Source organism: Bradyrhizobium sp. CCBAU 45394 (assembly GCF_028128655.1).
Classification (GTDB): Bacteria; Pseudomonadota; Alphaproteobacteria; order Rhizobiales; family Xanthobacteraceae; genus Bradyrhizobium; species Bradyrhizobium diazoefficiens.
On sequence record NZ_LBIX01000176.1, the window covers coordinates 492,645 to 514,047 of the forward strand.

Sequence of the window (21,403 nt, forward strand, 5' to 3'; positions counted from 1 at the left end):
GCATCGCGGGATTCCGAGCTTCAGGATGCCGCCAGCCATTTCGGCACCCAGCGCTCCGGGCGCGGAGCGCGGACGAGATCGGCCTTCGCCTCGGATAGCAGCGCAGGCTCGCCGTCGATGGTCGGGCGCAGATCGTATTCGAAGTTCGGCATGACGCGGCCGTCGGCGTAGAGCCCGAAACTCATCGCGTACCACAACCCGAGCTCGGGCTGTGCGCGGCGCATCTCTTCGCGCAGGTCGCGTAGCAGGGATTCGATCGAAGAAGCTTCCTCGAACGGCTGCGGTCCACGCGTGAGGACGCGCGCCTGATACTGCGCGCCCGATATCGCGACCTCGAAGTTCGTCTTGTCCCAGGGCTTCTTCCCCTTCGGCAGATGCGCAGCCAACCGCCAGCCCAACTCGGCCATCAGGCGGTGATTGGCCCAATAGTCCTCGCGATCCCGGCTCCATTTTTCCACGAAGCCGCGAAAGTCGGGAAGCTCCGACGATGCGTCGTCCGGCGTCATCGGCTCGCCAGCCGGCCGCCCGGCGAGCCACCGCGCGAGCTCGACCGTCTGACACTCGACCTCGTCATGCGGCAGCAGGTCGCTCCAGGCGTTACCGAATTGCTGAGACGTCAGTTTTGCGAGCAGACCGTCAAGGCTCGGCGCCAGCAGCTCGTAGTCGCCCTCCGACCCCAGACCGACGATCGGCGGATTGTCCCGGTCGAGACCGGCACCGTACCACCCGCCGACGGCCGAGCCGTCCGGAAGTCGCATGAACAACGAAAACCTGTCGCGCAGGGGACTACCGTCGACGATCGGCGCATGATCGGAGAACTGGCCTTGCAGGGAGAAGCGGCCGACGCTGCCCCACGGGCGCCCGTTCAGCCAATCGGCGAATTCGACAAGCAGGGATGGCGCTTCGATGCCCGGCGGAAATGCGCCGCGAATGCTGTCGAGGTCGATCGGGTAAGGCGTATCGGACAAGGCTGAATACTGTCTGGTTGGTCACGCCAGTGTTGGTCTCAACGGACCAGCGTCCGGTTCGAACCAATTCGCGTCCTTCGATCACAAACGCGCCAGAGGCTCAATGGTTTCTGCGCGGCTATCGATGAAATACAATCACGAGGTTGGTATCCGGGCCGGGCTGTGCGCGATTGGCACAGCATTGATCCTGCTTGCACTTCCCGCCGCTGCACAATCGCCATCACCCGCCCAGGCGCGGCAATGGTGTTTCGGCACCGACAAGGTCGGCGACGACCGGCGCCTCGCCGGCTGCTCGGCGGTGCTGCAAGCCAATCCCTCCAATCCGCTGGCGCTTGCCAACCGCGGCGAGATCTTCCGGCGCAAGGGCGACGCCGAGCGTGCGCTCGCCGATCTCAACCGCGCCATCGATCTCGATCCGAACGACGCCATCGCCTGGTACAATCGCGGCATTGCCTATGACGATCTCGGCGATCGCGACCACGCCATCGCCGACTATACGCGCGCGATCCGGCTCAAGCCAAATGACGCGCTCTACTACAACAACCGCGGCAATTCCTACATCGGCAAGAACGACTACGCCCATGCGCTCGCCGACTACGATCAGGCCATCAAGCTCGATCGGACATTCGCGCTCGCCTATTTCAATCGCGGCACGGCCTATCGCGAGCACGGCGAGGCCGATCGCGCGCTCGCCGATCTCGACATGGCGATCAGGCTCGATCCCAACTATGGCCCGGCCTACGGCAACCGTGCACGCATCCTCCGCGACAAGGGCGAGCGGGCCCGGGCGCTGGCCGATTTCGGCAAGTCGCTTCAGCTCATGCCGAACAACGACCGCGACGCCTATGCGCGCGCGAACATGTATTTCGACGACCACGATTACCCGCGGGCGCTGGAAGACTACGACCGCGCGATCAAGGCCAATGCGAGCTATGCCGGCGTGTTCAATGCCCGCTGCATGACGCGCGCGATCCTGGGGCAATTGCAGGAGGCGCTGGCCGATTGCGAGCAGTCGCTTCGGATGCGCCCGGGCGATCCCTACACGCTGGACAGCCGCGCCCTCACCTACCTCAAGCTCGGCAATCTCGACGCGGCGATTGCGGACTACGACGCGGCGCTGAGCGCAAAGCCGGAGCTCGACAGCGCGCTCTACGGCCGCGGCCTTGCGAAACGCAGGACGGGTGACGCCGACGGCGCGGAGCGCGACATCGCCGCGGCCAGGGCGATCAATGCCGGCATCGCCGACGTGTTCGCCCGTTACGGCGTGCAGTAATTTCTCTGCGCAACCATCGTGCCGCGTACGACCGCACGCCGGAATGTGACACTATAGTGCATTCACGCGGAGGTCACGGACTCGTCCTAACTCTGCCCGCGCTTTCAACGCGAGCGAGGATTGATGATGAGCCGCCTCTCGGACATGCTGCGCACGCAGCGCTTCGACGATTACCGCTTCTACCACCAGAGCACCGTCAACCAGACGCTGCACCTCTTCAGCGCCGTGATCTTCCTCGCCTGCTATGCGCTGCTGTTCAAAGATCCGGCGCTCGCGGGACTCGTCGGCTGGCTTGCGATGCTGACGCGGCAGACCGGGCATTTCTTCTTCGAGCCGAGCGGCTATGACGCCGTCAACGACGTCAGCAACGCGTACAAGGAAGCGGTCAAGGTCGGTTACAACCAGACCCGCAAGATCATCCTGCTCCTGGTCTGGGGCAGCGCGCCGCTCGCGCTGTACGTGTTCCCCACTCTGTTCGGACTGTTCGATCCACCCGCCACGCGTCTCGACTTCATCCGCCATGTCGGCGCGCTCTGGCTCGCGATCGGCGTCGGTGGCGGACTTGCGCGCATGATCCAGCTCTTCGTCGCGCGCGATGTCACAACCGGACTGGTATGGGTGTTCAAGGTGCTGACCGATCCCTTCCATAACATCGCACTGTACTGGACATCCCCGCTCAAGCTGGTGCGCGGCGAGCTCATCGACAGCGCGATTGCGGCTGCGGATTGGGGGGCGGAGGACGCCGAAGAAGCTGCGCATCCGACCTGACCGATGCACGCTCGGCGGGCATCTCGCGAAACGCCCGCTTGACAAGCCCTGCCCTTCGGCTGTAGGGACGCGGCCCATGATCAATTCTCGGACCAACCGCCGCGCAGCTTTCCGTCGTCGCACCCGCGACGATGATGGGTTGCGCCATGTCCGACGACGCCGCTGAAGCACTGAATTCAGCCAGTTTTCGAGAAGGCCGCACCCGCAAAGTGCGGCCTTCTTGCTTTTTGCGTCCATTTTCCACCCGCCCCTCCTGAGGAGTTCGACATGACCACCGCCACCCATCCGTATGATGCGCTGATGGACATCACCGCACGGCCCAAGGCCGTGTTCGTCCGCGGCGCCGGCTCCTACCTCTGGGACGACAGCCGCAAGCGCTATCTCGATTTCGTGCAGGGCTGGGCCGTGAACTGCCTCGGTCACTCGCCATCGGCGATCGCCGACGCGCTTGCCGCGCAGGCCAAGCGGCTGCTGACGCCAAGCCCGGCCTTCTACAACGAGCCGAGCCTCAAGCTCGCGCAGGCGCTGGTCGCAAACAGTGCCTTCGACCAGGTGTTCTTCGCCAACTCCGGCGCGGAGGCCAATGAGGGCGCGATCAAGCTCGCGCGCAAATACGGCAGCCTGCACAAGGGCGGCGCATTCGAGATCATCAGCTTCGAAGGCGGCTTCCACGGCCGGACACTGGCGACGATGTCGGCCTCAGGCAAGAAGGCGTTCGAGCCCTTGTTCGAGCCGAAGGTCGCCGGCTTCAAGAAGGCGAAGCTCAACGACATCGCCTCGGTCGAGAAGCTGATCAACGACAACACCGTCGCGGTCATGCTCGAGCCGATCCAGGGCGAGTCCGGCGTATGGCCTGCGACCGATCAGTTCCTGCAGGAGCTGCGCGCGCTGACAAAGGCGCACGGTCTGCTGCTCATTCTTGACGAGATCCAGACCGGCATGGGCCGGACCGGAAAGCTCTTTCACTACGAGCACACTGGCATCGCGCCCGACATCATGACGCTCGGCAAGGGCATCGGCGGCGGCGTGCCGCTCGCCGCGCTGCTTGCGACCGAACGGGCGGCCTGCTTCGAGCACGGCGACCAGGGCGGCACCTTCAACGGCAACCCGATCATGTGCGCGGCGGGCCTTGCGGTGCTGGACGAGGTCGGCAAGCCGGACTTCCTGAAGTCGGTCACCGAGACCGGCCTGTTGCTCGAAAGCGAGTTGCAGAAGGTCTCGGCCCGGCATGGCCTCGGCGGCGTGCGCGGCCGCGGCCTGCTGCTCGCGCTCGACCTCAAGCTGCCGATCGCGCCCGGCATCGTCGCGCAGGCGTTCGAAGCCGGCGTGCTGCTGAATGCACCGCAGGTCGACACGCTGCGCTTCATGCCGGCGCTGAACGTGACGCGGGCGGAGATCGCCGAGATGATCGATTGCCTCGACGCGATCTTGACCAAGGCCGGCGCGGCGAGGCGCGTGGCGTAGCGGCGCATACACAAGCTCGTCATTCCGGGGCAATGCGAAGCATCGAACTACGGTGCGCAATTGCGCGCCTGAGAATCTCGAGATTCCGGGTTCGGCTCTTCGAGCCGCCCCGGAACGACGGTTAGCTACGGCTTCAAAATCGACGCGCCCGTGGTCTTGCGGCTTTCGAGATCGATATGCGCCTTGGCGGCATCCTTCAGCGCGTAGGCGTGGTTGATCGGCACGTGCAGCTTGCCGTTGATGACGGCGGAAAACAGCGTGTCGGCGCCTTCCAGCAATTCCTTGCGCGTGCCGACGTAATCGTTGAGCTTCGGCCGGGTCGCGAACAGCGAGCCGTGGTTGTTGAGCTCGGCGATCGAGAACGGCGGCACCGGACCCGAGGCATTGCCGAACGAGACGAACATGCCGCGCGGCTTCAGGCAGGACAGCGAGCCCGGGAAAGTCGCCTTGCCGACGCCGTCATAGACGACATCGCAGCCCTCGTTGCGGCTGATTTGTTTGACGCGCGCGACGAAGTCCTCCTCGTTGTAGAGGATGACGTGGTCGCAGCCATTGGCTTCCGCAAGCTCGGCCTTCTCGCGCGAGCCGACCGTGCCGATGACGTGGGCGCCGAGCGCCCTCGCCCATTGGCAGGCGAGCAGGCCGATGCCGCCGGCGGCGGCGTGGATCAGCACGCGATGGTGCGGCTCGACCTTGAAGGTCTTGTGCAGAAGATACCAGACCGTGAGCCCCTTGAGCATCAGCACGGCGCCCTGCTCGTGGGTGATGTGGTCGGGCAGCTTGACCAGCTTCTCCCAGGGGATATTGCGCTCGCCGGTATAGGCGCCGAGATTGTGGTAGTAGGCGACGCGGTCGCCAGGATGGAAATTCGTGACGCCCGGCCCGACCGCGATGACCTCGCCCGAGGCCTCGTTGCCGGCGATGAAAGGCAGCTCCGGCGCCTTGTAGAGGCCGGTGCGATAATAGACGTCGATGAAGTTCAGCCCCACCGCATGCTGGCGGATGCGCACCTCGCCGGGGCCGGGCGCCGGCACGTCGACGCTCTCATAGACCAGGGCTTCGGGGCCTCCGACCTTGTGCACACGGACGGCTTTGGTCATTGACTGACCTCCTCTCGGTCGTCGTGGCGGCAAGCCAAAGACATCACGACCACCTTGTCAACTCGACTTGGAATGGAACGGACCAAACGCGACTATTTGCCGGCTTTCCTGCGGTTGCGCTTGGCCAGCACGTTGAAGAACTCCACCGCGGCCGAGAACGCAATTGCGAAATAGATGTAGCCGCGCGGGATGTGGAATTGGAATCCATCCGCAACCAGCGCGACGCCGATCAACACCAGGAAGGCCAGCGCCAGCATCTTCGTGGTCGGATGCTCCGCGACGAATCGCGACACCGGCCCCGACGAAAGGTACATGATCAGGCAGGCGATCACGACGGCCGCGATCATGATCTCGATGTCCTGCGCCATGCCGATCGCGGTGATGATCGAGTCCAGCGAGAACACGATGTCGATGACGATGATCTGGACGATCACCCAGAAGAAGGCGTTGCGGCCGGAAGCCCTGTCGCCCTCCCCCTCATCGGCTTCGACCTCGGCGTGAATCTCGTGCGTCGCCTTCGCGATCAGGAACAGGCCGCCGCCGATCAGGATGAGGTCGCGCCAGGAGAAATCGTAACCCGCAAACGAGAACACCGGCGCGGTCAGGCCGATCAGCCAGACCAGAACGCTGAGCAGGATGATGCGGAACACCAGCGCCAGCGCGAGCCCGATCTGGCGGGCGCGCTGCGCCTGCTTCTCCGGGATGCGCGAGACGATCACCGACAGGAAGATCACGTTGTCGATGCCGAGCACGATCTCGAGCGACGTCAAGGTGAGTAGCGCGGCCCAGGCTTCGGGGCTGGCGAGGAGATGCATCATGCGAAGGATCTTGCGAAGCGGATCAATGCGTCGCTGAAGCTGATCCAGAGCGCGATGGCGCACAGCGCGAGCGTCACGCCGGGACCGACGCGAAAGTCCATGTCCAGCGTGTAAAGGGAGAGCACCGCCCAGATCCCGATCAGCGACATCGTCAGCCAGCGCAGCCGCACGACGCGGACCGGATGCAGCACGTGGAACGGCACGAAGGTCAGCACCACGAGGGCCGCGACCAGCAGCGTCGACCACAGCGGCGGCCAGTGCAGCAGGAACAGATAGAACGCAGCCGCGTTCCACAGCGCCGGGAAGCCGCGGAAATGATTGTCGTCGGCCTTCATGCGCAGATCAGCGAAATATAATGCGCTGGTGACGATGATGGCGACGCCGAGCAAGGGAGCCGCGACCGGCAGCAGCAGGCCGCTCGCCACGATCGCGTAGGCCGGCACGAACACATAGGTGACGAAGTCGACCACGAGATCGAGCACGTCGCCCGACCAGTTCGGCTGCACGTTCTTGACGTCAAGCCGGCGCGCGATCGGACCGTCGATCGCGTCGATGATCAGAGCGACGCCCAGCCATTGAAACATCGCCGCCCAGTGCTCGCGCACGGCCTCCAGCATCGCCAGCAGCGCAATGGCCGCGCCGAAGGCGGTGAAGACGTGCACCGAGAAGGCCGCGGCGCGCATCGCCGGTCTCGGCTTCAGGGAATCCTGCTGGGTATCCATGGCTTCTGCTATCAGAACGAGGCCGGTTTGCACATAAGCCATTGCGGCGCCCGGTCGCACAATTCGCCACAAAATCACGGAAAAATAGGTGGGCTTGAATTTGCCGCCGGGCGTGTCAAATGTCGTTCCATGACAGACGCATCGACACTCTTTGACGCAGCCGTGATCGGCGGCGGACCGGCGGGACTTAGCGCGGCCATCGCGCTGGCGCAGGCGGGTGCACGGACCGCGCTGGTGGCGCGCCGCCTGCCCTATGCCGACAACCGCACCACGGCGCTGCTAGGCGCCTCCGTCGAGCTGCTGGAGAGCCTCGACGTCTGGCCGCGCTGCAAGGACAAGGCGGCCGCGCTCGAAATCATGCGCCTCGTCGACGACACCGGCCGGCTGTTCCGGGCGCCGGAGGTCCGCTTCTCCTGTCACGAGATCGGGCTCGACGCCTTCGGCTACAACATCGACAACCGCTCGCTGATGCTGGCGCTGGAAGAGCGCGCGGCCGAACTGCCCGGGATCGTCCGTTTCGACGACGAGGCCGAAAGCGTCGTCATTGAAGCCGACGATGTCGCGATCCGCACGGCCTCCGCGCAATTCCTCGCAGCCCGCCTCGTGGTCGGCGCCGACGGCCGGCATTCGCTGTGCCGGGAGGCTGCCGGCATCGCGGTGACGCGGCGCGACCTGACGCAGACCGCGCTCACCTTCAACGTCGGCCATGCGCGGCCGCATCGCAATGTCTCGACCGAGTTCCACACGCCCCACGGGCCCTGCGTGTTCGTGCCCCTGCCCGGCAACCGCTCCAGCATCGTCTGGGTCGCGGCTCCCGCGGAAGCGGAACGCCTCCGCGGCTTAAGCGACGACGAGCTGTCCGCCGCGATCGAGAAGCAGTCGCATTCCATCCTGGGACGCATGACGGTCGAGCCCGGCCGCAACCTGTTTCCGCTCGCGATCGAACGTCCGAAATCCTTCGGCCGCGACCGCATCGCGCTGGTCGGCGAAGCCGCCCATGTGGTTCCCCCGATCGGCGCCCAGGGCCTCAACCTTGGCCTGCGCGATGCCGCCGACATTGCCAGGCTTGCGGGCGATGCCATCGCCTCGGGCGAGGATCCCGGCGCGCCCGACGTGCTCAAGCGCTACGACCGCGCCCGGCGGCCCGACATCCTGAGCCGGACCTTTGCGATCGACATCGCCAACCGCTCCCTGCTCAACGATTTCCTGCCGCTCCAGCCGGTCCGCGCCGTCGGCATGCACCTGCTCGGCGCCATCGGCCCGCTCCGGCGCTTCGCCATGCGGGAGGGGCTGACGCCGACCTGGCGGCGGTAAGCTCGCTCACGGAAACGCCAGCCGGCCGGTCTGGATCGCCCACATCACGCTGGTCAGCGTGACCACCGACGCGAAGGTCCCGAGCAGCACGGCGACGGAGGCGGATTCGATCCAGGCATCATTTTGCCGGGCGATCACGAACACGTTGAGCGCCGGCGGCAGCGAGGCCATCAGCACGGCGGTCGCGGCCCAGGGCTGCGCGAACGGGCCGAACGCCAGCATCAGGCCGAACGCTGCGAGCGGATGGACCAGGAGCTTAACCGCAATCACGCCGGGCACCTCCCACGGCACCCGGTCGAACGGGCGGAGCGCCACGGTCACGCCGAGCACGAACAGCGCGGTCGGGGCTGCAGCGTTCTGGAGGAATGTGATGGTGCGGTCGAGCGCGACCGGCAGCTCGATATGCAGCGCTGCCACCGCCGCGCCAAAACAGGCCGACATGATCAGCGGGTTGAGCACGATCTGCTTCAGCACCACGCCGAAGGCATGGACGATCGAGGGATGATCGCGGTCGGACAGCTCGATCAGGAGCGGCACGATCGTGAACAGGAAGATGCTGTCGCAGCAAAAGATCAGCGCGGTCGGCGCCGAAGCCTTCGCCCCGAGCACGGCGAGCGCCAGCCCCGGCCCCATATAGCCGATGTTGCCGTAGCCGCCGGAGAGCCCTGCGAGCGTCGCCTCGCGCAGGGTCAGGCGGCCGAGAACCTTGCCGACGACGAGCGCCAGCGTGAACGCCGTAACCGTCGACAGCGTGGTTGCGACCAGGAACGGCGGGTTGTTCAGCTCCGCAAACGGCGTCTTCGACATGATCGCGAACAGCAGCGCCGGCAGCGACACGTAGAGCAGGAAGAAGTTCATCCAGGCCAGGCCCGATTCCGGCAGGGATTTGATCTTGCCGCAGGCAAACCCGACGAAGATCAAGCCGAAATACGGTAGCGCCAGATTGAGGATATCGACCATTTCTCAAGTTTCTTCTGAAGACTTGGGAGCTATCTGCCCCTTAAGCGGACGTTAATTCGAAGTTAGGCCACTAGCATCGGCCACAATCCTGGTCTATCGACGGGGAATGATAAAAGCGCGGACCGCGAAATTTCAGATCGGACAGGTCGTTCGCCACCGGATCTTCTCGTTCCGGGGCGTGATCTTCGACATCGATCCGGAATTCAACAACACCGAGGAGTGGTGGCTGTCGATCCCCGAGGAGGTGCGGCCCCACAAGGACCAGCCGTTCTACCATCTGCTCGCGGAGAACGCGGAATCCGAATACGTCGCCTACGTGTCCGAGCAGAACCTGTTGCCCGACGAATCCGGCGAGCCGATCCGCCATTCGCAGGTCGCCGAGATCTTCATCAAGGACAAGGGCGGCGGCTACCGCCCGCGCAATCCGTCGCTGAACTGAGTTAAGCCGCCGGCAAGCAGCCAATAAAAAAGGCGCTCGGAGTGAGCGCCTTTTTCATGTCAGGGATCTGGTCCCGATTATTTCTGGCCGGCCGGAGCCGCGCCGGGCGCAGCACCGCTCTGCTCGAGCTTCTTGCGCTGCTCGTCCGCCTTCTTCTGAAGCTCTTCCTGAAGCTTCTTCTGGGTTTCCTCGAACACCTTCGGATCGGTCGGCGGACCGTCATAGGCCTTCTGGAATTCGCCGGCGAGCGGCAGCGGCAGCGTCAGCGGCGCGCCGTTGGCGTTGATCGCCTGGACAACGAGATTCTGGCCCTTCTTCATGTTGGCGATGAGCTCGGGCGTCGCTTCGTAGTCCGACATGCAGCCGTTCTGAAAGCAGATCACGTACGGGCTCTGCAACGGCGCATTGCTGTCCACGATGATGCGGGTGCCGTGCACGAGCTGCATGCCGAGCGGCAACGTCACGCGCAGGATCTTCTTCGGCTCGCCTTCCGGCTCGATGATGACGGCGGCGATGACCGGCTGGCCCGACTCGATGCGGCCGTCCTTGCCGGTGAAGCAGACCTGCTTGGCGTTGGCGTCCTGGCCCTTGAGGCAGAACTTGGTCCAGGGGGCGTAGATCAGCTGGATCTGCTGGTCTGCCGGCTGGGCTGCGCCCTGCTGCGCCGGCGCGCCCGCGGCGGGAGGAGCCTGCTGGGCGGGCGCCTGAGCGGCCGGTGCCGGAGCCTTCGGCGCAGCCTTGGGAGCAGCTTTCGGGGCCGCCTTGGGCGCGGCGGGCGCACCGGGGGCCGGCGCCGGGGTCTGGGCCTCGGCGGCAAACGGAACGGCCAACGCCGTCGCCGTCAACAAGGCGAGAAGTCGCCCGCGCGGCCGGACGGACGCGGCCAAGTAACGGAAATTCATTGCAGAAAACCCTTTCTGAACGGGAAGTGCCCGAACCGCTCCGAAGCGCCGAACCAAGCCGCCTTGGGCGCGGCTCTCTCCCCGTCAAATGAGGCGGATAAGTGACGGGCTCGGCGCTCTTGCGCGATTGCCCGCCTTCTTAACGTGGCCGACGAAAAGATCAATGCCGACAAGCGTCTTTGGTCACTCTGGCGCCAGCGCCCCACCAAATTCCCTGTGATAGGATTCAGGTCCGCCGGTCCTCGAATCAACGTGTGCCGATGTTCATGTTCCAACGCCTTCTCGAGGGCCCCGGCATCCGCCATCGCATCATCCTCGCCTCGGCCCTCGTTATGGCCCTCGGCGCCGGGTTGCCGGCCAGCGCACGGGCCGAGGAGGCCCATGCCATCGCCATGCACGGCAAGCCGGCTATGCCCGCCGATTTCACCCACATGCCCTACGCCAATCCCGATGCGCCCAAGGGCGGCCGGCTGACCTGGGGCATGCTCGGCACCTTCGACAGCCTCAATCCGTTCATCGTGAAGGGATTGGCGGTGCAGCCGATCCGTGGCTACGTGGTCGAAAGCCTGCTTGCGCGTGGCCAGGATGAGTCGTTCACGCTCTACGGCCTGCTCGCCAGATCGGTCGAGACCGACGACGAGCGGAGCTACGTCACGTTCCGCCTCGATCCCCGCGCCCGGTTCTCCGACGGCAAGCCGGTACTCGCCGAGGACGTGCTGTTCTCCTGGCAGCTGTTGCGCGACCACGGCCGACCGAACCTTCGGCAATACTATGCCAAGGTCGCCAGGGCCGAGGCGACCGATCCTCTCACCGCCCGCTTCGACCTCACCGGCGCCAACGACCGGGAATTGCCGCTGATCCTCGGCCTGATGCCGATCCTGCCGAAGCACGCGGTCGATGTCGCGACCTTCGAGGAGACGACGCTGACCGGGCCGGTCGGCTCCGGCCCGTATCGCGTCACCGCGGTGCGGCCCGGCGCCAGCGTGACGCTCAAGCGCAATCCCGACTATTGGGGCCGCGACCTCGCCATCAATCGCGGCCTCTACAATTTCGACGAGATCAGGCTCGACTTTTTCCGCGAGGCCAACGGCCAGTTCGAGGCCTTCAAGCGCGGCCTCTACGATTTCCGCGTCGAGAACGAGCCGCTGCGCTGGCACGACGGCTATGATTTTCCGGCCGTCAAAAGCGGCGAGGTGATCCGCGACACCGTCAAGCCCGGCGTGCCGCAGCCCTCGGAATTCCTGGTCTTCAACACCCGCCGTCCGATGTTCGCCGACATCCGCGTGCGAAAGGCGCTGACGCTGCTGTTCGATTTCGAGCTGGTCAACCGCAACTACTTCTTCTCGCTCTACTCGCGCGTCGCCGGCTATTTCGCCGGCTCGGACCTGTCGGCCTATGGCAGGCCTGCGGACGCGCGCGAGCGCGAGCTGCTCAAGCCGTTCGCCGCACAGATTCCGCCCGATGTCATGGACGGCAGCTACCGCCTGCCGGTGACCGATGGCTCCGGCCGCGACCGGGCCACGCTGCGCGCCGCGCTGAAACTGTTGTCGGAGGCCGGCTACGATCTCGACGGCACCGTGCTGCGCAACCGCACGACCAAGGCGCCCTTCACGTTCGAGATCCTGGTCACGACCCGCGACCAGGAACGCATCGCGCTCGCCTTCCAGCGCGACCTCAGGCGCGCCGGCATCGAGCCGAGCGTACGGTCTGTCGATCCCGTGCAATTCGACCAGCGCCGGCTCGCTTACGAGTTCGACATGATCCAGAACCGCTGGGACCAGTCGCTGTCGCCCGGCAACGAGCAGTATTTCTATTGGGGCAGCGCCGCCGCCGACAATCCGGGCACCCGCAACTACATGGGCGCCAGGGATCCGGCGGTCGACGCCATGATCGCCGCCCTGCTGGAGGCCCGTGAACATACGGCCTTCGTCTCGGCGGTGCGCGCGCTGGACCGCGCCCTGATCGCGGGCTTCTACACAATCCCCCTGTTTAACGTATCCGAGCAATGGATCGCGCGCTGGAATCGGATAGAACGGCCAAAGGCCACTGCGCTGTCCGGCTACCTGCCGGAGACCTGGTGGTCGAAGGGTGAGCCTTAGGGCCAGTCAAGCGAAGTGACGCCGTGAACCAGCCAGCCGTATCGCCGACGCTCGACACGCTGTTCCAGCGCACGCTGATGCGGCAGCCGCACGCGACCGCCCTGCTCGACCCCCTCAACAAGGCGCGCGTGACCGGGCACCAGCCGCGGCGGCTGAGCTATGCCGAGGCCGATACCGCCATCGAGGCGCTGTCGGCCTATTTCGTCGAATCGGGCCTGCCGGCCAATTCCGTCATCGCAATCCAGCTGCCGAACACGGTCGAGTTCGTGCTGACGGTGCTCGCCGCCCATCGCGCCGGTCTCGTCGTCGCCGTGCTGCCGCTGCTCTGGCGCCACGCGGAACTGACCGCTGCGCTCAACCGCACCGCCGCGCGCGCCATCGTCACCATGAGCAAGGTCGACGGCGTCAGCTATGCCGACCTCGCGATGCACGCTGCGGCCGAGGCGTTCTCGATCCGCCATGTCTGCGGCTTCGGCACCGACCTGCCCGAAGGCATGGCCTCGCTCGACGAGGTCCTGGCCCGCCCGCCCGGCACCACGCGCGCCGTGATCCAGGACGGCCGCAAGGCGGCGATGATCTCCTTCGACGTCACGGCGGAAGGCTTTCGCCCGGTGCCGCGGCCGCATTTCAGCCTGATCGCCGGGGGCCTTGCGATGTCGCTGGAGGCCGACATCAAGCAGGGCGCAACCGTGATGGCGGCGTTCACGCCGATGTCGTTCGCCGGCCTCGCCTCCTCGCTCGCGGTGTGGCTGCTCTCGGGCGGCGCGCTGGCGCTGCATCATCCGTTCGAGAACGACGTGCTGGAGCAGCAGATCAACGAGCATGAATGCGAGGTGCTGATCGCGCCCGCGCAGCTCGCGCTGCGGCTCGGCGATTCCGACCTGGCGGCGCGGATGCCTACCTTACGCAACGTTATCGGCCTGTGGCGCGCGCCCGAACAGGTGGCGGCAAGCGATGCCTGGATCGCGCCGCATGCGCCGCTGACCGACGTCTATCTGTTCGGCGAGGCCGGATTGTTCGGCGTCCGCCGCGGCGAGGACGGCATGCCTGTTGCGGTGATGCCGGGGCCGCACGGCGCCCCGCGCGAACAGTCCGGCTCCTCCATCGCCGGCGAGATCCTGCTGACGCCGAAGGGCACACTCGGCCTGCGCGGGGCGATGGTGCCGATCGCGGCCTATGCCCCGCCGCAGCCGGTCGGCGAGACGCTGATCGCGCAGCCGCCGCGCGACTATGTCGACACCGGCTATGCGGCGCGGCTCGACCGTCCGAGCGGTGCGATCTGCATCACCGCGCCGCCCTCGGGCATCATGGCCGTCGGCGGCTACCGCTTCCTCTCCAACGACCTCCAGGAATGGGCGCGCCGGCTCGGCCAGGGCGCCCTGCTCACCGCGCTGCCCGACCGCCTTTCCGGTCACCGGCTGGCGGGCCGGGCCCAGGACAATGCCCGCGCCCGCGAGGCGCTCAACGAACTTGGGCTTAACCCCCTGATGGTTGAGGCATTTCGCGACCGCTCCGGGGCGGCCTAGGCGCACTTTCGACCCATTCGTTGACGCTGCATTAAGGCGGCCAAACTAGATTGCGCAGCATCTGTCGCGTGATCAGAGTTTGCGATGTCCCAGGCGGGCCCGATCCTTTTTGTGTCCAATGCCGAGCGCCCCGCCTTCGTTGCGGCGCTGGACGAGGCCCGTCTCTTCCCCGTGGTCGACACCGACTGGGCCAGCGCGGTGCGCGCGGTCGAGCAGGTGCAGCCGGCCGCGGTTCTCGCCGCAATGAACAGCGGATATGAGCCGTATCTGGCGCTGCTCGCCAGGAAGATCGCCGACCAATCGCTTTACCTGCCCTTCGTGGCCCTGGACGCGGCGGGCACGCTGCCTCACAACGCCCTGCCTTTCTCCTCGCGCGGCAATCCCGACCGCCTGAGCGCGCGGCTGCGCGCCGCGCTGCGCGTGCGTACCCTTCATGCCACCGTGCTGCGCCGGCTGCCGGAGGCGAAGGTCGCGCTGCCGGAGAGCGACCCGTCGCGCGATGCCACCGTGCTCCTGATCGGCCGCGGCGCGGCCTATCCCGCACTCTCCGTCGCGCTTGGTGAGCGCGTCGGTGTCATCGGCGCGCTCTCGATCGAGGCCGCAGCCAAGCATCTCAACACTCGCGATATCGATGGCGTCGTGCTCGCGGAAGGTTTTACCGCGCGCGTCATCGACGCCTTCCTCACGGTGCTCGCCGAAGACACCCGCTTCCGCAGCCTGCCCGTGGTCGTGACCGCACACCAGCTCGTGCAGACGTACGACCTGCCCAATCTCGAGCTTATTCCGGGCGAGCCGGCGAAGGTCGCCGCCAACGCGCTGCCGCTGATCCGCCAGCACGCGATGGAAGCGCAACTGAGCCGCACGCTGCGCTCGATCGACGCCGGCGGCTGGCTCGATCCGCGCAGCGGCCTGCTCACGACGGAAGCCTTTGCCCGCGATTTCTCCAGGGCGGTCGAGCAGACGCTCGCCCGCGGCGGCGGCCTGTCGGTGGCGCGCTTCGCCTTCGATCCCTCAAATCCCCGCGCACAACTGGATGCTGCGCGCATCCTGAGCCGCCTGATGCGGCAGATGGATTTCGGCGCGGCGCAGAAGGACGGCTCGGTCATCGTCGTGTTCGCCGAGACCGACTTCCGCACCGCCCACATGATCGCCCGCCGTCTCTCCGCGGTGATGCGGCACACCTCCAACGGCAAGCACGAGATGCGCAGCGATCCCGTGGTCAGCGTGGACTCGCTGTCGTCGTCGGATACGGCCAGGTCGTTGCTGGCGCGGCTGTCCGCCGACGCCTCGCGCGCGGCGTCGTAGTCATTCGCCAGCGTTCAATAATCCAATACGCGTCTTGATGTCCGCCGTCGGGCCTCGGACGCTCACGTCATCATGAGCTTGATCTGGCCGTCCTCAACGGCTCCCATCGCGAGAGCGTCGCGAGCCATCTTTTCGACGGTCGGCCAATTCGCGAGAAGGTATTTTTGCGCCTGCGCCTTGGTTGGGAGCGTGGTTTGCAAAATACAGGTTTGCCGCGCGTTCCCGTTCGCGATCTGAAAGGACACGGCTTGGGGCCCTTCTTTGAGCTCTTGCTCGGTGGGCTTGGGAAACTTGCGCATGCAGCTCCTTCTCGGGGCTCAGCGAACGGGTGCGGTGACCGCGGACGCTTGATCGGCGCGGGCCATCCCGGCCGCGATCTTCCTGGCTTTCGCTGGGCGATTCGACTCGCGGCTGGGCTGCGTGTTGCGGACTGCCTCAGTCAGCATCTCGCGAAGCTCAGCCTTCGTCTTGGGTGGTTGCCGTGGACTCGACTTCTGCCAATTGGTCATACCCCTATATGGGGATGCTCGCGCTAAATGCCACTCTTCGCGTTCGTCTTGGCCGATAGAGCGGGCGTGGCCAGGAGAAAACCGACAGAATCGTGCAGGAGTTCGTAGGCGCGGTCGACAATATCGTCGAGGGATATGGTCTTGGCGAACATGCGTTGCGCCTCAGCCAGCAACTGCTCGCGGGTCGGCATGCTGGACAGGCGCAAGTCGGCACGGTGCTGCAGCAGACTGAGCGCGTCCCGGACCGATAATTCAGTCTCGTGGATCGACGTTCTGATCGCCAGCGCGATGTGCTCGGGATCAAAGCGAGCGGCGAGCTGCTCGGCCGCTTGCTTGACCACGCGCGATCCCAAACGATGCTCATTGCGCAGAACCTGCCTGGGCGGCAACTTCAGATCCCAGACGATCCCGAGCCAGGACAAGGCGACCAGGGCATAGTAGGTTAGATCGACCTCATACCAGTAGAAGCCCTGCCGGGCGCTGGCCTGATAGGCGTGATGGTTGTTGTGCCACCCCTCACCCATGGTCAGCAGGGCGAGCAGCCAGTTGTTGCGGGAATCGTCGCCGGTCACATACCGCCTGCGTCCGTGAACATGTGCGAGGGAGTTGATGCAGAACGTCGCGTGATACAGAACCACGGTGCTCCACATAAATCCGACCACGAGCCCCGACCACCCGGCAATCAGGAAGCACAGACCCGCGAGCACGACCGCCGGCAACAGCTCCAGCCGGTGCAGCCACATCAACTCGGGATACGACGCCAGATCCGATACCTTCACGAGGTCGGTCGCATCGTGCTGCCGGTAAAAGATCCAGCCGAGATGACTGTACACGAAGCCCTTGTGCCGGGGCGAATGCACATCCTGCGCCGTATCCGAGTGAAGATGATGATGGCGGTGCTTGGCAGCCCACCAAAGCACGCTTTTCTGGGCGCTGCTCTGGGCAAGGAAGGCAAGGATGAACTGGAACGCCCGGCTTGTGGCGTAAGCCCGATGCGAGAAGTACCGGTGATATCCGGCAGTGATGCCGAACATGCGCAGCCAATACAGGGCAACGCAGATTGCAACGGCTTGCCACGAGACGCCCGACCAGATCGCCGCGAGGCATCCCGCGTGGATCAATACAAACGGCAGGACCTGCGGATACATGACGTCGTCGTGTTCCTGATCTGAGTCCTGGCCTGAATCGATATTGATAGACACGCTCGCGACCTCAGCTGTTTCGATGGGCGGGCCGACCCGCAACCGATGTAAAAAAACCCGCGGCCGGTAAACCAGTCGCGGGTCGAGAGAACCAGAAGCTCTGCCAGTACATCCGTGGTCAAAGCAACATAGTACCGATTGCGGTAGCCTAGACGGCGCGCAGATTTTCCGCAGCAGACTTGCCGGTCCGGCGGTCCGCGACGATTTCGAAGGAAACCTTCTGGCCCTCGTTGAGGGTGCTCATGCCGGCGCGTTCAACTGCGCTGATATGAACGAAAACATCCTGGCCGCCCTGGTCCGGCTGAATGAAGCCGAAACCCTTTTGGCCGTTAAACCACTTCACAGTTCCCGTATTCATGGGGTCGTCCTTTAACATAGATAAGTCTTTGGAACCGCGCTCAAGAGCACAGTTAGCGAATTCGAGATCTGGAGGGAGGGTCGTCAGTCAGGCACGCTTATCAGCGGCGAGGCCAAGTCGTTCGGCCGAAACTCGATGGATTGAGTATGGCTATTGTTCGGGCATTCCGCAAGGGGCCATATGTCGCTGTTTTCGGACCTATATGTCCGGTTGGCGGCCTCCGGGTTCGCTGTATTCACCGCATGATGAACCCGCCGTCGACCGAGATGGACTGGCCGGTCACATAGCTGGCGGCGTCGCTGCAGAGCCATAACACCGCGCTCGCAATTTCCTCGGGACGGCCGACCCGTCCCATCGGCACGCTCTTCTCCAAGGCCTTGAGCGCATCGCCCTGGCCTGCGGCAACCATCTGGTCGGCCATCGGTGTCCAGATCAGCCCGGGGCAGATGGCGTTGATACGGATGCCGCGTGCCGCATATTCGAGCGCCGCGCTCTTGGTGAAGCCAAGGACGCCGTGCTTGGCGGCGTGATAGATGCCGCGCTCGGCGCCTCCCACAAGTCCCCCGAGAGACGAGCAATTGACGATCGCGCCGCTGCCCTGCTTGCGCATCTGTTGCAGCTCGAATTTCATGCAGCTCCATTCGCCGCGGAGATTGATCCCCATGACGCGGTCGTAGTCCTCACGGGTCGTGTCCGCGGTCTCTGCGAGGACATTCTGGACGCCCGCATTGTTGTAGGCGGCATCGAGCCTGCCGAAGACGGAAACGGTCTGCGCCACCATGGCCTCGACCTGCGCGTCATTGGAGACGTCGCAGCGGATGGCGATGGCCTTGTGACCCCGGGTGACCAGCTCGCCTGCCGCGGCGCGCACCGCGTCCTCGTTCCAGTCCGCCAGTGCAACGGACGCCCCGGATTCCGCGAAAGCCTTTGCCGTGGCGAGGCCCAGCCCGGATGCAGCGCCGGTCACCAGCGCAACCTGTCCCTCGAATGAAATGTTCATGGATATCTCTCCTGTCGATCTGTCGGGTCGTCGTACGTGCCGTCAGCGCTGCGTACGTGCAGCTTCCGCCTGCGGGTAGCGGTCGCCTGTGATGGTGATCTGCGCGACCGCGGCGTCGATGTGCCTGATATCGTCGGGTGTCAGCGCGACCGCGGCCGCAGCGATGTTTTCGTCGAGACGGCCGAGCTTGGTCGTGCCGGGTATCGGGACGATCCACGGCTTCTGCGCCAGCAGCCAGGCCAATGCGATCTGCGCCGGCGTGGCACGTTTCTGGGCACCGATCTGAGCCAGCAGGTCGACGACCGGCCGGTTCGCCTTGCGGGCCTCGGGCGTAAAGCGCGGCAAGCCGGCGCGGTTGTCATTGCCGCCGAAGCTGGTGGTCTCGTCGATCTTGCCGGTGAGGAAGCCCCTGCCCAGTGGACTAAAGGGAACGAAGCCGATCCCCAGCTCCTCGCAAGCCGGCAACACCTCCGTCTCGGGCTGACGCCACCAGAGGGAATATTCGCTCTGGATCGCCGCGACCGGCTGGACCGCGTGCGCACGGCGGATGGTAGAGGCGCCGGCCTCGCTGAGGCCGAAATGCCTGACCTTGCCCTCGGCGATCAGATCCTTGACCGCACCGGCGACGTCCTCGATCGGGACATTGGGATCGACGCGGTGCTGATAGAACAGGTCGATGGTCTCGATCCGCAGCCGCTTCAACGAGCCTTCGGCCGCCTGCCGGATGCGTTCGGGGCGGCTGTTGAGCCCGCCAGAACGCCGCGCGTCGGCGGGACCGAGATCGTGGCCGAACTTGGTCGCGATGACGACGTCTTTCCGGACCGGCTGCAGCGCCTCGCCCACGAGTTCCTCGTTGGTAAACGGGCCGTAGACCTCGGCAGTGTCGAAGAAGGTGACACCGCGCTCCACCGCCGCCCGGACCAGCACGATCATCTCGTGACGTTCCGGCGCCGGGCCACGATGATAGTTCAGGCCCATGCAGCCGAGGCCGATGGCCGAAACCGCAAGGCCGCTATCGCCAAGCTCGCGCATCTGCATGTTCAATCTCCTCGGCGTGCCGCTCGCACCAGCACGCAATCACTTGCGATACTGTTCGTCGCTGACCCGCTCCATCCAGTCGACATTCTTGCCGTTGAGCGATTCCGTGATGGCGATATGCGTCATCGCGGTTGTCGCGGTGGCGCCGTGCCAGTGTTTCTCGCCGGGCGGAAACCAGACGACGTCGCCGGGGCGGATTTCCTCGATCGGTCCCCCCTCGCTTTGCACCCAGCCCAGGCCGGACGTGACGATCAGGGTTTGGCCGAGCGGATGGGTGTGCCACATGGTTCGGGCACCGGGTTCGAAAGTTACTTGACCGCCGCTCAGACGTATCGGGTCACCCAGCTGAAAGAGCGGATCGACACGGACCGTGCCGGAGAACCATGCTTCGGGGCCCTTGCCGGAGGGGCGTGAGCCGTTGCGTTTGATATCCATAGTTGCTTGCCTTCCCGTTGTCGGGCCAGTCTCGTCCGAGGCCCTCGCAAAGCCCGCGTGCGACGATGCCAGCATGGCCAATCCGGCAGCGCCTGACAGCATGCTCCGTCGCGTCAGCGCGCTCGGGGCGTCCGCAGCGCTGCTCTCGCATTGCCGGAAGGGAATGTCCGATCGATCCATATGCCGAACTCGCCTCACCTCGCGGGACTGCGCCATATCTAATGCGTGCGGCTATGCGGACTAGCCACTATGATCGGCATGGACTTATAAGGAGGATCGATAAATGCAGCGCGGAAATCTCGACGACCTCGCGGCCTTCCTGATCGTCGCCCGCGAAGGCAGCTTTACGAGAGCCGCCGCGAAGCTCGGCATTTCGCAGTCCGCGCTCAGCTACACCATCAAGGAGCTCGAGGCGCGACTGAAACTGCGCCTGTTGACGCGCACCACGCGCAGCGTGTCGCCGACGGCCGCGGGTGAACGTCTGTTGCGCAACGTGGGGCCACGGATCGCGGAGATCGAGACCGAACTCGTCGCCTTGACCGAGCTCCGGGAAAAGCCCTCCGGTACCATTCGCATTACGGCGACCGAATATGCCACCGACGCCGTCCTTCTGCCGAAGCTAGCGAAGCTGTTACGCGAATATCCCGACATCAAGCTCGAGATCGTCAGCGACTACGGACTGACGGATATCGTCGCGCAACGTTTCGATGCCGGCGTGCGGGATGGCGAGCAAGTCGCGAGGGACATGATTGCTGTGCGAATCGGCCCCGACGCGCGCATGGCCGTCGTCGGCGCTCCGTCCTATTTCCGGAGCCGGTCGGAGCCGAAGAAGCCTTCGCAACTGCTCGAGCACAATTGCATCAATCTGCGCTTGCCGACCCATGGCGGATTGTACTCCTGGGAGTTCGAAAAGGGCTCTCGCGAGTTGAAGGTTCGGGTCGACGGCCAATTGGTCTTCAACACCACCACCCAGATGCTCCAGGCGGCGCTTGCGGGCCTGGGGCTGGCTTATCTGCCGGAGGGCCTGGTGCGGTCCCACATCAACAAGGGGCGCCTCAAGAGGGTGCTGGAGGACTGGTGCCCTCCCTATCCCGGCTACCACCTCTACTACCCAAGCCGGCGCCAGCCCTCAGCCGCCTTTGCACTCCTTGTCGAGGCGCTCCGCCACCGGGACTGAGATGTCACCTCGGCCGAGCGCCAATG

21 protein-coding genes are annotated in these 21,403 nt (G+C 65.2%); 9 read left to right on the top strand and 12 right to left on the bottom strand.

Features of this window, described 5'->3' with window-relative positions:
- Positions 1-20: 20 nt before the first annotated feature.
- Positions 21-968 (bottom strand): hypothetical protein, encoded by a 948-nt coding sequence (locus WN73_RS39750; protein ID WP_028173984.1) that lies wholly within the window; start codon positions 966-968, stop codon positions 21-23.
- 124 nt (positions 969-1,092) lie between these two features.
- Between WN73_RS39750 and WN73_RS39755 the strand changes: the two genes are divergently transcribed.
- The 3 genes from WN73_RS39755 to WN73_RS39765 all read left to right on the top strand — a co-directional run bounded on the left by WN73_RS39755 (position 1,093) and on the right by WN73_RS39765 (position 4,473).
- Positions 1,093-2,241 carry a tetratricopeptide repeat protein gene (locus WN73_RS39755; RefSeq protein WP_271557727.1) on the top strand — a complete coding sequence of 383 codons (1,149 nt, stop codon included), beginning with the start codon at positions 1,093-1,095 and terminating at the stop codon, positions 2,239-2,241.
- 126 nt (positions 2,242-2,367) lie between these two features.
- Positions 2,368-3,009 carry a hypothetical protein gene (locus tag WN73_RS39760; protein WP_271557933.1) on the top strand — a complete coding sequence of 214 codons (642 nt, stop codon included), beginning with the start codon at positions 2,368-2,370 and terminating at the stop codon, positions 3,007-3,009.
- 267 nt (positions 3,010-3,276) lie between these two features.
- A complete protein-coding gene (locus WN73_RS39765; RefSeq protein WP_011087353.1) occupies positions 3,277-4,473 on the top strand; it encodes an acetylornithine transaminase in 1,197 nt (398 codons plus the stop codon).
- 125 nt (positions 4,474-4,598) lie between these two features.
- Here the strand turns inward: WN73_RS39765 and WN73_RS39770 are convergent, their stop codons facing one another.
- From WN73_RS39770 to pcsA, 3 genes are all read right to left on the bottom strand, one after another.
- Positions 4,599-5,573: a quinone oxidoreductase family protein gene (locus WN73_RS39770; protein ID WP_028173980.1), complete on the bottom strand. Its 975-nt coding sequence runs from the start codon at positions 5,571-5,573 to the stop codon at positions 4,599-4,601.
- Positions 5,574-5,665: 92 nt separating this feature from the next.
- Positions 5,666-6,391, bottom strand: coding sequence for a TerC family protein (locus tag WN73_RS39775; RefSeq protein ID WP_271557729.1), 726 nt, complete (start codon positions 6,389-6,391; stop codon positions 5,666-5,668).
- Complete coding sequence (gene pcsA / locus WN73_RS39780) at positions 6,388-7,155, bottom strand: phosphatidylcholine synthase (RefSeq protein WP_028173978.1); 768 nt, start codon at positions 7,153-7,155, stop codon at positions 6,388-6,390. Before pcsA ends, WN73_RS39775 begins: the two co-directional genes overlap by 4 nt.
- Before the next feature lie 87 nt (positions 7,156-7,242).
- Here pcsA and WN73_RS39785 point away from each other — a divergent pair, with 87 nt between their 5' ends.
- Positions 7,243-8,427, top strand: a complete 1,185-nt coding sequence (locus tag WN73_RS39785; protein WP_271557731.1) for a UbiH/UbiF family hydroxylase — start codon at positions 7,243-7,245, stop codon at positions 8,425-8,427.
- Between the two features lie 6 nt (positions 8,428-8,433).
- On the opposite strand, the gene WN73_RS39790 is transcribed toward WN73_RS39785, so the two are convergent.
- Entirely contained in the window at positions 8,434-9,387 is a 954-nt protein-coding gene (locus WN73_RS39790) for an AEC family transporter (RefSeq protein WP_271557732.1), read from the bottom strand.
- A gap of 106 nt (positions 9,388-9,493) precedes the next feature.
- Here WN73_RS39790 and hspQ point away from each other — a divergent pair, with 106 nt between their 5' ends.
- Complete coding sequence (hspQ, locus tag WN73_RS39795) at positions 9,494-9,826, top strand: heat shock protein HspQ (RefSeq protein WP_011087359.1); 333 nt, start codon at positions 9,494-9,496, stop codon at positions 9,824-9,826.
- Between the two features lie 77 nt (positions 9,827-9,903).
- On the opposite strand, the gene WN73_RS39800 is transcribed toward hspQ, so the two are convergent.
- Positions 9,904-10,728 (bottom strand): invasion associated locus B family protein, encoded by an 825-nt coding sequence (locus WN73_RS39800; RefSeq protein ID WP_060912200.1) that lies wholly within the window; start codon positions 10,726-10,728, stop codon positions 9,904-9,906.
- 260 nt (positions 10,729-10,988) lie between these two features.
- Between WN73_RS39800 and WN73_RS39805 the strand changes: the two genes are divergently transcribed.
- From WN73_RS39805 to WN73_RS39815, 3 genes are all read left to right on the top strand, one after another.
- Positions 10,989-12,827: an extracellular solute-binding protein gene (locus WN73_RS39805; RefSeq protein ID WP_271557733.1), complete on the top strand. Its 1,839-nt coding sequence runs from the start codon at positions 10,989-10,991 to the stop codon at positions 12,825-12,827.
- A gap of 23 nt (positions 12,828-12,850) precedes the next feature.
- The gene (locus tag WN73_RS39810; protein WP_271557734.1) at positions 12,851-14,353 is read left to right on the top strand and encodes a class I adenylate-forming enzyme family protein; all 1,503 of its coding nucleotides are present in this window, start codon (positions 12,851-12,853) and stop codon (positions 14,351-14,353) included.
- 84 nt (positions 14,354-14,437) lie between these two features.
- Positions 14,438-15,658, top strand: coding sequence for a GGDEF domain-containing protein (locus WN73_RS39815; RefSeq protein ID WP_271557735.1), 1,221 nt, complete (start codon positions 14,438-14,440; stop codon positions 15,656-15,658).
- A 62-nt stretch (positions 15,659-15,720) separates the two neighbouring features.
- On the opposite strand, the gene WN73_RS39820 is transcribed toward WN73_RS39815, so the two are convergent.
- The 6 genes from WN73_RS39820 to WN73_RS39845 form a co-directional block, all read right to left on the bottom strand.
- The gene (locus tag WN73_RS39820; RefSeq protein ID WP_271557736.1) at positions 15,721-15,957 is read right to left on the bottom strand and encodes a hypothetical protein; all 237 of its coding nucleotides are present in this window, start codon (positions 15,955-15,957) and stop codon (positions 15,721-15,723) included.
- A gap of 233 nt (positions 15,958-16,190) precedes the next feature.
- Complete coding sequence (locus WN73_RS39825) at positions 16,191-17,315, bottom strand: acyl-CoA desaturase (protein WP_271557934.1); 1,125 nt, start codon at positions 17,313-17,315, stop codon at positions 16,191-16,193.
- Between the two features lie 202 nt (positions 17,316-17,517).
- On the bottom strand, positions 17,518-17,727 hold the full coding sequence (locus WN73_RS39830) for a cold-shock protein (RefSeq protein ID WP_028173969.1): 210 nt from the start codon (positions 17,725-17,727) through the stop codon (positions 17,518-17,520).
- 235 nt (positions 17,728-17,962) lie between these two features.
- A complete protein-coding gene (locus WN73_RS39835; RefSeq protein ID WP_028173968.1) occupies positions 17,963-18,727 on the bottom strand; it encodes an SDR family NAD(P)-dependent oxidoreductase in 765 nt (254 codons plus the stop codon).
- Between the two features lie 42 nt (positions 18,728-18,769).
- Positions 18,770-19,765 carry an aldo/keto reductase gene (locus tag WN73_RS39840; RefSeq protein WP_028173967.1) on the bottom strand — a complete coding sequence of 332 codons (996 nt, stop codon included), beginning with the start codon at positions 19,763-19,765 and terminating at the stop codon, positions 18,770-18,772.
- A 39-nt stretch (positions 19,766-19,804) separates the two neighbouring features.
- The gene (locus WN73_RS39845) at positions 19,805-20,200 is read right to left on the bottom strand and encodes a (R)-mandelonitrile lyase (protein WP_028173966.1); all 396 of its coding nucleotides are present in this window, start codon (positions 20,198-20,200) and stop codon (positions 19,805-19,807) included.
- 283 nt (positions 20,201-20,483) lie between these two features.
- Here WN73_RS39845 and WN73_RS39850 point away from each other — a divergent pair, with 283 nt between their 5' ends.
- On the top strand, positions 20,484-21,377 hold the full coding sequence (locus WN73_RS39850) for a LysR family transcriptional regulator (RefSeq protein ID WP_271557737.1): 894 nt from the start codon (positions 20,484-20,486) through the stop codon (positions 21,375-21,377).
- Positions 21,378-21,403 lie beyond the last annotated feature (26 nt).

Bases quoted from the DNA above. Each gene is read 5' to 3' on its own strand.
- WN73_RS39845 (WP_028173966.1), bottom strand. From the start codon at position 20,200: ATGGATATCAAACGCAACGGCTCACGCCCCTCCGGCAAGGGCCCCGAA.
- WN73_RS39830 (WP_028173969.1), bottom strand. From the start codon at position 17,727: ATGAATACGGGAACTGTGAAGTGGTTTAACGGCCAAAAGGGTTTCGGC.
- WN73_RS39825 (WP_271557934.1), bottom strand. From the start codon at position 17,315: ATGTATCCGCAGGTCCTGCCGTTTGTATTGATCCACGCGGGATGCCTC.
- WN73_RS39800 (WP_060912200.1), bottom strand. From the start codon at position 10,728: ATGAATTTCCGTTACTTGGCCGCGTCCGTCCGGCCGCGCGGGCGACTT.
- WN73_RS39815 (WP_271557735.1), top strand. From the start codon at position 14,438: ATGTCCCAGGCGGGCCCGATCCTTTTTGTGTCCAATGCCGAGCGCCCC.
- WN73_RS39775 (WP_271557729.1), bottom strand. From the start codon at position 6,391: ATGATGCATCTCCTCGCCAGCCCCGAAGCCTGGGCCGCGCTACTCACC.
- WN73_RS39835 (WP_028173968.1), bottom strand. From the start codon at position 18,727: ATGAACATTTCATTCGAGGGACAGGTTGCGCTGGTGACCGGCGCTGCA.
- WN73_RS39790 (WP_271557732.1), bottom strand. From the start codon at position 9,387: ATGGTCGATATCCTCAATCTGGCGCTACCGTATTTCGGCTTGATCTTC.
- WN73_RS39785 (WP_271557731.1), top strand. From the start codon at position 7,243: ATGACAGACGCATCGACACTCTTTGACGCAGCCGTGATCGGCGGCGGA.
- WN73_RS39770 (WP_028173980.1), bottom strand. From the start codon at position 5,573: ATGACCAAAGCCGTCCGTGTGCACAAGGTCGGAGGCCCCGAAGCCCTG.
- pcsA (WP_028173978.1), bottom strand. From the start codon at position 7,155: ATGGCTTATGTGCAAACCGGCCTCGTTCTGATAGCAGAAGCCATGGAT.
- WN73_RS39820 (WP_271557736.1), bottom strand. From the start codon at position 15,957: ATGCGCAAGTTTCCCAAGCCCACCGAGCAAGAGCTCAAAGAAGGGCCC.
- WN73_RS39760 (WP_271557933.1), top strand. From the start codon at position 2,368: ATGAGCCGCCTCTCGGACATGCTGCGCACGCAGCGCTTCGACGATTAC.
- WN73_RS39850 (WP_271557737.1), top strand. From the start codon at position 20,484: ATGCAGCGCGGAAATCTCGACGACCTCGCGGCCTTCCTGATCGTCGCC.
- hspQ (WP_011087359.1), top strand. From the start codon at position 9,494: ATGATAAAAGCGCGGACCGCGAAATTTCAGATCGGACAGGTCGTTCGC.
- WN73_RS39840 (WP_028173967.1), bottom strand. From the start codon at position 19,765: ATGCAGATGCGCGAGCTTGGCGATAGCGGCCTTGCGGTTTCGGCCATC.
- WN73_RS39755 (WP_271557727.1), top strand. From the start codon at position 1,093: ATGAAATACAATCACGAGGTTGGTATCCGGGCCGGGCTGTGCGCGATT.
- WN73_RS39765 (WP_011087353.1), top strand. From the start codon at position 3,277: ATGACCACCGCCACCCATCCGTATGATGCGCTGATGGACATCACCGCA.
- WN73_RS39805 (WP_271557733.1), top strand. From the start codon at position 10,989: ATGTTCATGTTCCAACGCCTTCTCGAGGGCCCCGGCATCCGCCATCGC.